13 protein-coding genes are annotated in these 14,216 nt (G+C 37.5%); 7 read left to right on the top strand and 6 right to left on the bottom strand.

All coding sequences use genetic code 11. The annotated features are described in order from the left end of the window. Positions 1–25: 25 nt before the first annotated feature. Positions 26–1,531, top strand: coding sequence for a recombinase family protein (locus tag OGX67_RS04155; protein WP_001171815.1), 1,506 nt, complete (start codon positions 26–28; stop codon positions 1,529–1,531). 158 nt (positions 1,532–1,689) lie between these two features. Beyond that, the gene (locus OGX67_RS04150; protein WP_000775244.1) at positions 1,690–2,427 is read left to right on the top strand and encodes a hypothetical protein; all 738 of its coding nucleotides are present in this window, start codon (positions 1,690–1,692) and stop codon (positions 2,425–2,427) included. Positions 2,428–2,455: 28 nt separating this feature from the next. Here the strand turns inward: OGX67_RS04150 and OGX67_RS04145 are convergent, their stop codons facing one another. Together OGX67_RS04145 and OGX67_RS04140 are read right to left on the bottom strand one after the other, a co-directional pair. Then, positions 2,456–3,103: a baseplate hub domain-containing protein gene (locus tag OGX67_RS04145; protein WP_000111578.1), complete on the bottom strand. Its 648-nt coding sequence runs from the start codon at positions 3,101–3,103 to the stop codon at positions 2,456–2,458. Then, positions 3,103–3,666: a hypothetical protein gene (locus OGX67_RS04140; RefSeq protein WP_001050350.1), complete on the bottom strand. Its 564-nt coding sequence runs from the start codon at positions 3,664–3,666 to the stop codon at positions 3,103–3,105. The genes OGX67_RS04145 and OGX67_RS04140 overlap by 1 nt, the downstream gene beginning before the upstream one ends. A 45-nt stretch (positions 3,667–3,711) precedes the next feature. Between OGX67_RS04140 and OGX67_RS04135 the strand changes: the two genes are divergently transcribed. The 4 genes from OGX67_RS04135 (at position 3,712) to OGX67_RS04120 (ending at position 6,592) form a co-directional block, all read left to right on the top strand. Then, the gene (locus OGX67_RS04135; protein WP_000422351.1) at positions 3,712–4,197 is read left to right on the top strand and encodes a glycoside hydrolase family protein; all 486 of its coding nucleotides are present in this window, start codon (positions 3,712–3,714) and stop codon (positions 4,195–4,197) included. A 352-nt stretch (positions 4,198–4,549) separates the two neighbouring features. After that, complete coding sequence (locus OGX67_RS04130) at positions 4,550–4,837, top strand: YuaX family protein (RefSeq protein ID WP_000922096.1); 288 nt, start codon at positions 4,550–4,552, stop codon at positions 4,835–4,837. Beyond that, positions 4,837–5,733: a TIR domain-containing protein gene (locus OGX67_RS04125; RefSeq protein ID WP_000046021.1), complete on the top strand. Its 897-nt coding sequence runs from the start codon at positions 4,837–4,839 to the stop codon at positions 5,731–5,733. Before OGX67_RS04130 ends, OGX67_RS04125 begins: the two co-directional genes overlap by 1 nt. 337 nt (positions 5,734–6,070) lie before the next feature. Continuing rightward, on the top strand, positions 6,071–6,592 hold the full coding sequence (locus OGX67_RS04120; protein ID WP_000101429.1) for a hypothetical protein: 522 nt from the start codon (positions 6,071–6,073) through the stop codon (positions 6,590–6,592). A gap of 506 nt (positions 6,593–7,098) precedes the next feature. Here the strand turns inward: OGX67_RS04120 and OGX67_RS04115 are convergent. The 4 genes from OGX67_RS04115 to OGX67_RS04100 all read right to left on the bottom strand — a co-directional run bounded on the left by OGX67_RS04115 (position 7,099) and on the right by OGX67_RS04100 (position 12,013). Beyond that, positions 7,099–8,853, bottom strand: coding sequence for a retron Ec67 family RNA-directed DNA polymerase/endonuclease (locus OGX67_RS04115; protein ID WP_000494974.1), 1,755 nt, complete (start codon positions 8,851–8,853; stop codon positions 7,099–7,101). 445 nt (positions 8,854–9,298) lie between these two features. Next, positions 9,299–10,039: a hypothetical protein gene (locus tag OGX67_RS04110; RefSeq protein WP_001324719.1), complete on the bottom strand. Its 741-nt coding sequence runs from the start codon at positions 10,037–10,039 to the stop codon at positions 9,299–9,301. A 1,121-nt stretch (positions 10,040–11,160) separates the two neighbouring features. Then, positions 11,161–11,340: a hypothetical protein gene (locus OGX67_RS04105; RefSeq protein WP_000561393.1), complete on the bottom strand. Its 180-nt coding sequence runs from the start codon at positions 11,338–11,340 to the stop codon at positions 11,161–11,163. A 238-nt stretch (positions 11,341–11,578) separates the two neighbouring features. Continuing rightward, on the bottom strand, positions 11,579–12,013 hold the full coding sequence (locus OGX67_RS04100) for a GntR family transcriptional regulator (protein ID WP_149282226.1): 435 nt from the start codon (positions 12,011–12,013) through the stop codon (positions 11,579–11,581). A gap of 145 nt (positions 12,014–12,158) precedes the next feature. Between OGX67_RS04100 and OGX67_RS04095 the strand changes: the two genes are divergently transcribed. Then, entirely contained in the window at positions 12,159–14,042 is a 1,884-nt protein-coding gene (locus OGX67_RS04095) for a terminase gpA endonuclease subunit (protein WP_128542716.1), read from the top strand. Positions 14,043–14,216 lie beyond the last annotated feature (174 nt).

The following is a 14,216-nucleotide window of genomic DNA, read 5'->3' as shown; positions in this document are numbered from 1 at the left end:
ACTAAGTGATTGAAAGGATTAGAATATGCAAAAGCAAAACGGGTTAGCTTACAGTTACATACGATTTTCGAGCAAGAAACAAGAACAAGGCGACTCAGTGCGCAGACAGACAGAACTTGCCGAAAAATACTCTATTGCTAACAATCTTACCCTATCTGAGAAAAACTTTCAGGACTTGGGAATTTCAGCGTTTAAAGAAGGCAACAGACCGTCGCTTGGTGACATGCTTTCTGCTATCGAGCAAGGAGCAATCGAATCAGGTTCAACGATAATCATCGAGAGTCTTGACCGCTTGAGTCGTCGGGGTATCGATGTGACTCAACAGATAATCAAGTCAATCTTACAACACAACGTCTTTATAGCGAGCCTGACAGACGGTCTATTACTCAACAGAGAATCAGTTAACGACCTTGTAAGCGTGATTAGAATCGCTCTGGCTGCTGACCTTGCGCATAAAGAATCAGAGAAGAAATCACAGCGTTTGCGTGAGACAAAACAGCAACAAAGAAAAGCTGCTCTTTCTGGTAAAGTAATCAACAAAATACTGCCATTCTGGTTAGCAAGAGAAAAAGACCAGTTTGTTTTCTCTGACAGACTCGACGCAGTAAAAAGAATTATCGAACTCAAGAAAAAGGGACTTGGCACGAATAAAATAGCTAAGACATTAAACGATGAAGGATTCAGACCATTACGTTCTGCTGGTTGGAATCACACAACTGTTGGTAAAACTCTTAGTTCAGTTGCGTTATACGGTGCTTATCAAACATCAGAAACGACGAAAGACAGAAAAGTTATTCTGTTGGATATTATCGATAATTATTATCCAGCAGTAATTAGCAAAGAAGACTGGATGTTATTACAGTCTGATGCAAAGCAGAACAAGCCGGGATATAAGTCAGATAAAAACGCTTTCACAGGGCTGTTAAAGCACTCTTGCGGAGGTGCGTTAGTCAGAAAATTCCATGTTGTTACTGGTAAAACGTATCAATACCATGTTTGTGCTAATGCTCGCGATGGTAAATGCACCGTTACGCAGAATTTTAAAAACATGGAGATTGCTCTTTATAAAATCTTAAAGCACTTAAAGATGGAGAAGAAAACCTCTGTTGATACGACAATTGCACAAGAACGCGCTCAATTAAAAGAGCAAATCGACAACTTGAACGGAATGCTTCTAACAATGAAAAAAGTTCCTATGAGTGTTCTTGAGACAATCGGCAATCTTGAGGAAAAGCTACAGGAACTCGACCAGCAGTTTAAACAACAATCTGATATGGTATTAGCTGAACAATCAGTCGATTTCAACCTCCTGTCGGAAATCAAAGATCCTATCGAATTAAACATGATGCTTAAACGAGTTATAAAAGAAATCACGGTATTTAATCTTAAAAAATCTTGGCGAATAAAAGTTCAGTATCTGAATGGTCATTCTCAGAGTTTCCGATGGGATGGATATAGTATGAGTTTTGTTTCTGACAGCAAAAAACTACTGGAATACATGAACGCTGAGAAAGAGCAATTGGATAACTAACTACAACCATAAATGTAACAATACGTATTGCATTTAACTAAATGTTAACCACGTTAATATTTTACGTAGCATCCTTGACAAGCTAACATAAGACAAAATCAGAGCTTCGTGTTTTAATCTATTGAGTTTCTTACTCATTAACTTCAAAAGGAATCGAAATGAAATTACCAATTGTTGATGTATTTGAGAACCCATACGAATCCTGGACCTGCAGAAAGGCCAGTCAGGAAGAAATGATGGCTGTCTACAGGGCTACTGGCAAATTTGAAACTCATATCAAAGATAAACTGATTGCAAAAATTAAAAATCACTTAGATGCAGCAAAACACATGGCAAAAAGAGGTTCGGATAATGGATTAGAGAATTTCATTGACCGATATCTTGACAATAGCGTCAATTATAAAGAACTAAGACGCGCTATGCCTTCAAAAACTCCAAAAGTGTTATTTGACTATCAACAAAAATATCCTAATTACTCAGTAACCGAGGTGGATAAAGAAATCAATAGCATCGGTCATACACTAAGCGAAGGTCAATATCTTTTTCATGGTGGTGCATGGCTAAATGGAGCATCAAATCAATTCAAATTAACAGCACCACTTTCAACAAGTTTTTGTCCTCAAGTTGCATTAAGAAATGCTGAATGGAGAGGGAAAGCATATGATAACAATAAAATAGAGTTATTTGTATTACATACAGTGAATCCTATCACTAATGTTTTTGCTTTTCCTAGAAAGAATGCAAGTATGGGAAATGAAAAAGAGATTCTTTTTGCATCAGGGGCGACCCTGATTAGGCGAGCCACTCATTTAATACGTGATGACTATCCGGCTGGAAAATATGAACATAAGGATAAAAAAATCCCAATCTATGTAGTAGAAGTTGACATTTCATAATACAATTCATGAGGGAGCAACAGCTCCCTTATTTTACGCTCGTCCATTTCGATTCTGAGTTCCATTTTCCGATTCGAGAAAAGAACGTGTCTTGTTCATTACCCGGATAACTACGATGAACACCATCGGAAGCGTGATTTCTTGCAGATTTCTCAAGAACTTCCCAGATTGAGTTCATAACAGCTTCGGTTTCGTTTTTCGCTTCATTATCATCGTATTCGATGTTAACTGTTAATTTATCCATAGAGCCTGTGAACAGATTAAAACTCTCTGTTGGACTGCCAGTATTAGGATTCAGAAAACAAATATCAATTTTAACGTCTGCTCTGTTTAAAGCTTTCGTTCGAATCAAGTTGATATATTCTTTTCGGATATTAGCCAGCTTAACGGTCATTCCGATGTTATTAATTTCTTTTTCTTCGCTGATTGAACTGATATCAGTAAAGTCACCAGCGGCAATATAATTCTTACCTTGATATTGCAAGTCGTAATAAGCATCAGTTAACAACAGTTCTGTGCCGTTATGCATCTTAATCTGAACAAGATGAAACAACGTGCCGACACTGAACAACTGACCAGTAGTCAGTTCTGTATAATTAGTGCCGTTAAAATCGTTATACGCTTCGATGAAGTCAGGGTCTTTTCTTAGTCTGTTAAATTGGTCTTTTACTGACATTACACCACCTCTGTTGCAGTAAGTTTAATATTTGAAATCGATTGAAGATCTAACGGAATAGTATCGTTCGTCAGGATGAATCGCCCTTTCGTTCCTCTGTAATTCACAGTCTCACCAGCTTGAACGTTCTGCAACAGATTCGGAAAGAGTTTCATCTCTCCACCTGCTTTGACATCCTCCGTGACGGTATAAAGCTTGGAGTGATTCTGAAACTGAACTAATGTTCCTGCTTCTAAAGTATCGGTGAAGCTGTTCAGAGTGACCTTACGCGCTCCTTTGTTAGCTGTAACAGATGCTTGAATAAGTCCCTGAGCCGAACCTTTATAGTCAGTCAAGTAGCTTAACGGAAAGTCAAACGGCTGACCTTGTTGATGCATCGCGATAAAGCGTTGAACGTGTCTTGTGTCTTGCGACATATAATTCACAGTGAAATTCAATTCGAAATATTGCACGCCTGTATAACGTTTCTGAAAACGTCCTGATACTGCTCTGTTAGAGAAAAACGGAGCATTTGATTTAAGCTGAACATCGGTCAGCCTAACGTCTGTGTCTAATAGATTCATAAGTCCTCTCATAAATAAGATTTTAACTATATTTATGAGGCTAATATGGAACTTAACGCAATGCTTCGTTACGACGAAGGCGAAAAACTCACGATGTATAAAGACACAGAAGGATATTTCACAATCGGTGTCGGACATTTGATTACTAAGAATCCATCAAGAGACTACGCTTTGAAAGAACTTGATAAAGCAGTTGGTCATCCTTGTTATGGATATATCACAGCGAAAGAATCTGATCAGTTATTGAATACAGACGTTAATTCAACGTTACGTAAGCTTAGTAAAACAGAACTGCATCCAGTTTATATCAGAATCGATACAGTCAGGCGTTCAGCTTTAATCAATATGTGTTTTCAACTCGGCGTTTCTGGCGTATGTCAGTTCAAGAAATTCTTGGGATACATGGCTGTTGGAGATTATCAAAATGCGGCTGATGAAGCTTTAGACTCAAGATGGGCACGTCAGACTCCTAATAGAGCAAAACGTGTAACTGATGTTATTCGTTATGGAGATTTCAGAAGTTATAATTAAAAATTTAAGTTATCTAATTTGAACAGCATCAAGTTGATGAATGGAATAAGCAGATATGTAATTAACACCATCAGCTTAGTCTACATATATTTTGTTATAATATTTTACGACTCAACGAAGTCTTGTTAGGATAATGTAAACAAATCCGTTTTTTTAGATGTGAGTAATATTAGCAATGTTCATCTTAGAATGTGATATCGAAGGAAACTCGAAAATGATAATAGCTTTACACTATTGAGAAAATTTGGTTGAGGCTTCAAAATAGAGCATTCATACGTGATCAATAGCCAGACTAAGCAAGCAACAGCTAAACCCCGTAACGTACTGATTAAATTGATAATTGAAGGTGCATATGTTAAAAGTTACTGGTCTTGATAAGCTTCAGAAAGAACTCAAGGATGCAAAGCGTATACTGAGTGAGCTGGATGGCGAGCTAGGAGTCGTAAAGTTTAACCCTAACGACCCTGCTAGCATCGAGTCGGCAATTCAAACAGTTAATCACATGATTGATGAACGCATTGGCGGATGTTCAACCAACTCCATAGTCGGCTCGCTTGCGCAGCAGATGAAGGAAACATACAGAGAAGGCATTCTTAAAAAAGCTGCCGAAGCCAGATTGACTTCAAGTGAGGATGAGTAATGGCTCAAGATATTTTTTCTGAAATGAACAATGCTGTTCTGGATTTACAGGCTTCACAATACCAGACCTTTGAACGTCCACTCAAAAAGCTTGCTCAGCTTCTAAAACATTCCGATCTTGAATCATACAATGCAGACCTGACTGAAGGACTCAATCTTACAGAGTTTCTCGCAGAAAGTGAGAAGACTGGAGGAAGTATGGCTGGGAGTGCCCAGCTTGTCTGGCCAGATGATGCAAGAAAAACACTAGGCCTTACATTACTTTTGATTTTTAAGTTAGCAGAAGATCCTAATTATGCAATCAACTTTGGACATCATTTTTTCTATTCCGGAAGTAAAGTTATAGCAGGCATTCATTCGATTACAGGACAACTTATCATTCCTTTCGTTAGAGATTACAAAAATTATGTTCAGTCTAAGGGAAGCACAGAAACTATGTTGAAGCCGCAGTTTTCGAACAAAGTTTTCATTGTTCATGGTCATGATGATGGCGCCCGTGAAACAGTCGCAAGGTTTCTTGAACGTATAGGTTTAGAAGCAATCATATTACATGAGCAAGCTAATCAGGGACGAACTGTCATTGAGAAAGTTATAGCAAATAGTGATGTTGGATTTGCTGTTGTATTGCTAACACCAGATGATGAAGGTTGTGCTAAAGGAGGAATACCAGAACCAAGGGCAAGGCAGAATGTAATGCTAGAATTAGGATATTTTATCGGGCGTTTAGGCAGAGAGAAAGTATGTGCACTAAAACGCGGCTCACTAGATATTCCAAGTGATTTTGCTGGGGTTGTTTGGGAAAATATGGATAGCAGTGGAGGCTGGAAGCAAGCACTCGCACGAGAACTTGAAGCTGCTGGTCACAATATTGATTGGAATAAAGCAATGCGGAGTTGATTTTATATAGCTCTATTTTTAGCGATACTGGCGTTTCATCGACAATTAAAAATTTGGCTGCTGATTAGCCTAAAACGCAGCCAAATATAAATCATTAATGATATTGCTTAAATAAGTTTTAACGACTCATCTTCTGCCCCCCCTCTAACAAAAAATAATAGTTACTCTGGGACTTCTGAAACACCGAGATGTTTCGAGCGCTCGGCTTTTTTCTGCTGTGTTAAAATTCCAAATCAATTCAGTTCATCATCGATAGACAGGACTGATTCCGGATGATTTTTCCGTTCAAGATAAATACAGTAATAAACCCTTGGGCCACTTGTGTAAGGAGAATAAAATGGCACGTAAAATTTACGTCAGTATGACTGATATGGCAAAACGTTATGGTTATACCCTTAACGCTATTAAATCATGGAGAGCAGAAGGACTTCCTTATTCAGATAATCCAGCAGGAATACCAGAAAACGAAGGCACTTTATGGATCGTTCAGAACAAAATTAATCCGATGCGCAATATGTCTGTTCGTGATGAATTCGAGAAAGAAAAACTTCGTGAACAGGTGGCGAAGGCTGACTTAGCAACTTATGCAGCGCAAGAAAAATCAGGTGAATTAATCCCTGTTGAGTTGGTGCAAGCTCAATTGAATCAGTTCTGTCAGTCTCTGAAAGATTCCATCAGGCTGATTCCGTCAAAACACGGTATCGAAATCATGGAGTCTGCTAATGATATCCAGGAGCTGAAAGAAAAACTCAAAGAGATTTTCAACAGAACATTGAATGAACTTGGTGAGTCGTTCGAACAAGACTTCGAACACGTTGACAAACCAGAAGAGAAAGAAGATAGTGAAATTGAACTTTAAGGGAGTTTGCACTCCCTTTTTAATTTCAAACAGTTACCATGTTTATGTATTTCATTTTTAAAATCGAATGAAGGAATTTAAAGCGATGGTGGGACCAAAATGTTTTTCATCGTGTTGCTCCTTTAAAGATTTGTTTCTGACGATTAATGAACATTCTTTCCTGCTTGAAATAGCCTGCTTCAATTTCGACTGACTCTGTTAGATGTTGCTTAGGGTATTTTTCGCGACTAGCGCAATGTACATTTTTTCGTTGTAACATAAAACTAATTTTCACATAATCGCGCTTGCAAATTAAACACTTGTAATCATGGCCTGTCATATATACTCCTTTGTAAAACTATATTTATAGCCTCCATAACATTACAAAAGAATGATATTTTTAATTTGAGGTGTCGTCCAAATATGATTATATTCCAAAGTGACATTAATGAATATTGTCCCGACTACGGAATAGGGATTAAAATAAACCGTAACCGGGAAATATATTTATTATCCATTTTTAACCATCATGGATAGTACAAATTTTTAAAGTGATTATTAATATCAACCATAGCATCAAGAATTGGTTTGAACAATGAAAAATCTATAGTCTGTCTATTTTCTCTGATAATATTGTTGGCAAACCTGTCTTTTCCAAAAGTAGTAGTGCTATCATGATTATTACTTTTATCAAAGGATTTACCGTTAATTGTCTTTGTCAGAACTTCATCTTTGAAAAAGTCTTCCATGCACGATTGTTTATCACCAGCCAATAGTGGAGTTAACAATACGTAGAGGTTATTCTCTAAATGTAAAAATTTATGTTTTCTTACGTCCTCTGATTTTCTAGGCAGGTGAGAATATTCTTTGATTATATTATTAATAAAATCAGATGGCCCAGTGTCATTATCCAAAACAATTATTACTGGATTTTTAGGCGGTTGTCTTTCAAATTTCTTGCATTGTTCTCTATGCCTTCTAAAGAATCTTACATAGTCAGCAGCCCCACCGTAGAGGTCTAAAAAATATTCCTTTTTTGCGTTTGTTTTGAATAACGTAATATTTAAAATTCTATTCTTTGTTCTATCGTCAACTCTAACCAGAGCAGGATAACTTAAATACAAAGAATCAATTGCACATTTCAAATAAATTGGATCTGTTTTACCTTCTGTCAAAACTGTAGGCTTTATATTCCCATAAAAATACTTATAATGAAGAAAGTTACTGAATGCTGTCTCTCTTGAATTCAATTTGAGAGTAAAATTAATTCCAGTTTTCTTTAGCACATATTTTTCTGGGAGTGTATGTTTTTTAGCGTTAATGTTATTATACTTATCAAGCATATCAATATAAACGAAGCGGCCTTCAAGTTCATTTAGAGTACCTTTTCGCGGTTTTCCACTAATATCCAAAAGGGTAAAATCCCCTTCTTTATAAAGTGCATGCGCCATAGCTCTGGTTTTTTTAATATAATCTTTATTGACATTTATTTTTTTGTTTACGGTTAAACCTGTTACTTCCTGCCTTGATGTATGCCGCAATATTCTGGTCTTATTATTATTAATTTTAAATCCAGCTTTTTCAATTTCATTAACTAACAATGGTCCTAACTCGTTAGAATTCTCATTTATAACAATTGAGTCAGGAAACTGATTTTTGTTAGTTGAGAATGTTATATCATCTGCATATCGACTATAACTGCATCCATTAGAAAGTGCCAACTTTGACAATCTAATATCTAAAATATTACATATAAGATTGCTTATTACAGGAGAGCAAGGACTTCCTTGCGGAAGTTTTCCATCATAGCAAGCTATCTGCGCAATTATAGTTGCTATTGATGGGTGCAAATTAAAATATTGATTCGCGATAAAATAACCACGGACCCTACCGAAATTAAATGTAGGGAAAAAATCCTCAAGATCAATATTTAAAACATTGGTTTTATTTCTATGTCTTTCTGCATTTGTTATTATTGTTTTATTTTTCTCAAATCCATGAGATAAGCTAGGGGTGATATTATTTGTTTTCCATATTTCGCTCTGACAAACATACAATAAATCTGATAAACGCCTTTGTATGTCTTTTAGTTTTTCAGTAGGCGCAAATATCTCTCTGTCACCTCCAGACTTCTTTTTTATAATAAATCTTTCATATTGATGCTCAGGTCGTATTCTGTACAGGACATTAGTAAGAAAAGAAACTTTAATTTGAAGTAAGCGTGCAAACTCAAATTTGGTCTTGCATGACTTGAGTCTTTCTAAGTAGGAGGGAGTGAACATAATAGTAAATTCCATTATTAATTATGTTATTGCACATGCAGGCACTCTTACGCATTTCAAAGTGACGCCCAAGAAGATCCGACGTCCGTCAGAGGCGAATACTGCCGACCTTTTAATCACTGATTGCGATACCACAACCAACAAATCTACCTGCATGTGCCTTGCTAATTTATCATAGTTAACAATCAAAACAAGCACTTTTGAAAATGGCTGTATCTTATTGATTAACTAATCATGGTCAAAGCCGAACATTCCTCGTGAAGATTGTTAGAATTTGAGATCTTTACGAGCACTTAACAGACTGTCAGATTCAGTCATGGAGCAAGTTGAATGCAATGTTATCATGTATCACTTTTTCTTTTTCGTCGTTAAGATGGTTCATAAAACTTACCATTAAGTCGATTGATAACTAGTAATTACATCTGTAGGTTCTCTTGATGATTTGTCAGAGGGCATTTGAGCTAAATAAAGTTGATTCGACGAGTTCAATTGCTTCATCTTCGATAGTTGATTTGTCCATTGTTTTGGTCGGCTCAGAAATATCAATTTTCACAATTACAATCTCGTCATCAAAAGATAGTTTTTCACCCCTTCTTTCTTTACGTAAAACGCTGTTCTCTTTGCTGAGTTCAGCGTTTTTCCTTTCTAACTCTGCGACTCTTTTCATCAAATCTTCCATTTTGGAATTCACAACATCTAGTCTCTGCTCAGTCGGAAATTCAATACTTTCGATGATTTCAATAAATTCACCAGTATACATCTGAACAAACTGCTCGGTGTCTTTGATCTTCTGCATTCTTAGATCTGAACAGAAAGCTTTCCACGAGTTCTTTTTACCGTTAATTTCACAAGCAACGATAACAGCATTATCGGTTGTATAAGCAACGATTGCAGGCAGATTATTAACTTCGGTCGTACCGATTTCGAAGCTATGCATATTTTTTACAGTCACAGCATTTTCAATCTTCTGTAACATCTTAGCTCGAACATTACGATGAATATCTATAGCTTTAACAAGAGCTTTCAGGCTGTTTTTGTTATTGGTCATTCTATTAACTTTGATAATATTTCTGTTCAGGCTTGCTTTAACTGTTCTGTCTAGATTTTCGAAGACTGCAAATTTGAAATTCAATTTATTTGCCTTTATTGATTGGTTGAGTTCTGATATTACGTTTTTTGCAAGCATTATACATCGTTGCTTTATTCATTTGTTTAGATTCTGCAATTTGCTGAAATGTCTCACCAGAGTCTAAGCGAGATTCAATTTCGAATTTGTTAGGTATAAATTTCATGGGGTTGCCTTTTTTATTGAATTGAAAAATAAGCACTCCGAAGAGTGCTTTAAACTTAAGGAATTTTTAAATGAACTAAGCTAATTGCTTATATCTTATTTTATGACGGATAAAGTCAGTAGTAAACAAACGAGAGAAAATAACGAGGAAGAAGAAACTCTCTGTGTTCATACTAATATTTATATAGTTCACCGAAAGTGTAAACAAAGTCCGAAAAATAATTTAGTGAAAAGCAGGTGCATTGATGCACATCAAAACGCATCGATAACGCATCGATGCGACTCGGAGAAGTGCATGGACCCTAGAAAAAATCGCCCTATAAGAACAATTGGATAAAGATGAACTGGAAGGATATAGAAGCAGTACAAAACCTGGAAAACATAGCGAAGCGAGCAGATTGCGCGAAGCGCGGGCGAAGCCCTAATTGATAAACATTAGCGCGAAGCGCGACAGATAACACTATCGAACTTGATTACTAGCTACTGATTAGATGTTTCTAGATAAAGATTATTAGCGCTTCGCGCGTTCGCTACGCTCACAATATTATTTTTCAGATCTGGATAATAATGATTACTGGATAACTGCATTATACTGTTCGTCTGACAATCAATAAACATAACGATCGATAATTAATTGAAATAACGTTAATGAGTTCTCCTTCGCTATCGCTACGTCGAACGGGCAAGCCCTATCTTTGATGATAGTAATGATTGACTGCTACATCATCCCTCCTCGCTTCTCCCTGCTTCTACTGACCTAATGATACTCCAAGTCAATTCCCTGTTATCAAGTTCACCTGATGCTTCCTGCTTCGTTATCGACCTTATTGCTTTTGACTCTACGCTTTCAGCTTCGCAGGAAGTACGCCCTGCTGTTTGCAGATCGTTCTAAAGAACTGAGTAATCAAGTTCTCAACTATTTGATTCCTTGCGCCCCAAAGATGCCTCCAGTATCTGTGGTTTACAATCTACTCATTTGAAATTCAATAAAAAAGGGAGCACTAAGCTCCCTTTTGTCATTTCAGACCAAGCACTAATGCTTGTTCAAGTTTTTTCTCAAGCAGAGTGTTTAATCCACTTTCGAAAAATTCAATCGCTTGAACGTCTGAGTCTGTTTTTAAGCGAACAGCGGCATCGTCAACTGTTAACTCTTCGGTCTTAACATCACCGTTTTTATAAACCACATTAGCAATCATGCTTTCTCCTTTGTTGCTAAAAAATAATAACCGAATGATATCACTTGTTCAATTTTTCTTTCAATCAAATAAGTATCCGATGAATAGTCGGCTCTCTAAACTAGCAGGTATGAAATAGTTCCTTAATTCTGAACTTCCTCACTTTGCTTCCTATTTAATATTGCAATTTTAAATCTAGTGTAATTAATTTAGCTACAAACTTGCATTTATTATACATTTAAAAAATCGCCTCCATTCGTTAGGCATTCTCAGTTTCACTCATTTCTCCTTTAGTGCTATTCACACAGCGAAGAAACTGATCCCTCTGATACGCGGCAGTTTTGTCTGACATCTGTTTTTTGAATAACTCAAAATCCCCCTCTGTACGTTTAAAAATAATCATGCTAATCGCAGATGGTTTTTTATTAGCCGATTTGCTAGCAAGAAGTTTTTCGATGTTATCGAATCCGAAAGCCTGATTCACGATTCGTTGTGCTTCAACAGCATCGACAACTTCAACCGTATTTTCAGCTTTAACTTCTTCAACAACTGTATATTCCTCGATGTTAGCTTTAACACGACGAACAACAGAACGAGGAACATCGTATTTTTCAGCAAGCTTACTCTCTGACATATCAGTACCAGCGTTTAATTCAGAAGCAATTCGGTTTTCAACAGTCAGTTCAGTTTTCATTGTCGTTCTCCTGTGTTTTGTTGGAACAGACTTTAACAGGCGGATATCCAGGTGCAAGAACTCTTAGAAATAATTTTATGGAGGTTTTCATAAATACAGACAGAGAAATGAAATCCATTTTGGGTTCATCCACTTAGGGCTGATTATGAAAAACTCAAATAAACTGAAAAGTATCTTACAGAATGCAAAGCGCTTTTTAATGCCACCTCCTGACTACACTCCGTCCGAGTGGGTCGAACAGTACCTGAAATTCCCTGATGGTCCTTATACAGGGCAGCCGATGAAACTGTTTGAGTTTCAGAAAGGCATGATTGACGTCATTAAAGAACGTAAGAAGAAAATCGTCTTCGAGACTTCTGCCCAGATTGGCAAGACAACCATCTTGAACGGAATTCTGTTCTATAAGTCTGCTACTGATCCCGGTAACGCTGGTGTCTTGCAGTCAACCGGTAAAGAGACGACTCAATGGCTATCAGGCAAGATTCGCCCAATGATTGACGAATCGGAAGAAATGCAACGAATCGTCACCGACAAGAACGACAGAAACGCAGTGAATAACACCAGTCAAATTCAGCTACGTGCTGGAGGCTTTTGGTATTTCATGTCGCTCAATAGCCCTTCTCACTTACGCGGTAAAACTCTTCCGCTGATGTTGCTTGATGAAGTTGACGCAGTTGAAACAGACACAGAAGAAGGCAACCCGATTATCATCGCGGAACAACGTGCTACGACGTTCGGTGAAGACGCTCGTGTTTTCATTAGCTCGACGCCTACAAGTAAATACGGTGCTATCCACACGCAGTATGAAGCATCCGACAAGCGCAAGTATCATGTTCCCTGTCCTACATGTGGTCATAAGCACGAACTGACGTGGGAGAATATCAAATTCGACTGGGTAAAAATCGATGGTAAATCATTACCTGATCCTAACTCTGCCAGAATTGAATGTCCTGAATGTCATCACGCTTTCTCTGAAGGCGACCGAGCACGAGCAATTAAACAAGGTGAATGGATTATTCATCAACCTGAAAGTCGAATTGCTGGATTCCACGTAAGTCGTTTATACAGCCCAATGAGTTCTATCAAATCAGTTGTTGAAGACTATAAGCAAGCATGGCAAACGTTCAGCTTGTCAACGTTTTATAACACTGTTCTTGGTCTACCGTTTGATGATTTAAACGAAGACATTGAGGTTAGTAAATTAGAAACACTCAAGACGAATATCGGCATCAGCAATATACCAGAAGACACGTTGTTTTTAACCGCTGGGGTTGACCAACAGCAAGACCGTTTAGAAGTAACCTTGATGGGTCACAACGAACGAACCGTTTATATTCTTGCACATCGTAGCTTTATGACAATGAACGCTGAGGTTATCGATTCCCCTGCTTATAAAGAACTTCTTGCATACGTTAAAGCACCGTTCAGAACAGCTTTGGGAAGAAAGGTTCCTTTAGCGTGGGTGAACGTCGATAGCTCAAACGGTCGAGCAACTAAAACAATCTATCGTTTCTGCTCTCAGTGGACAAACCTGAAAGCAATTAAAGGTGCCAGCTCTGTTGATGCCCCTTATGTTCCAACGAAAATCACGAAAACCGGTGGTTATGAACTTTATATGATTGGTGTAAACCAAGGAAAAAACTTAGTTCGTGAACTGCTAAACAGAAGCGTGAAATCTGGAAATACACCAGTCAGAGTCGAAATCTCTGATGATGTTCCAGATGATTACTGCGAACAGCTTATGTCCGAAGAATTAAAACGCTCTGGTAATACTGTTAGATGGGTTATTAAACAAGGCGGTGTTCGTAACGAAGGTCTTGACTGCTTTAACTACGGTTATTGCGCGCGTCTGCAAGTTCTAGAGAAAATCAAATTTCACGAGTGGAGGAAACTCGCTGCTAAATCTGATATTGAAATGCCAGAAGAACAAAACGAAACAAATTCTCCTGTTATTCAAACTCATGAACCTCGTCGAAACATTATCAAACGAAACAGACCAGTTAATAAGCCTCGTGGTTTCGGATTATAAATATAAGAAAGGAGAACTCAATGCAAAAATCAAATTCAGAAATTTACATCGGTGAAAAACTCGCTGTTTATAATCCTGAAGGTGCAACAGTCTCCATTGACCTGCTCCCCGTTGATTAGTACACCCCGATGTTAGTAATGTCTTCATAAGCCACATGAGGACATCCCCATGAAG

It is taken from the genome of Citrobacter sp. Cf118 (assembly GCF_030334095.1).
Taxonomy (GTDB): Bacteria; Pseudomonadota; Gammaproteobacteria; order Enterobacterales; family Enterobacteriaceae; genus Citrobacter; species Citrobacter freundii.
This window is presented reverse-complemented; position numbering and strand designations above follow the sequence as displayed.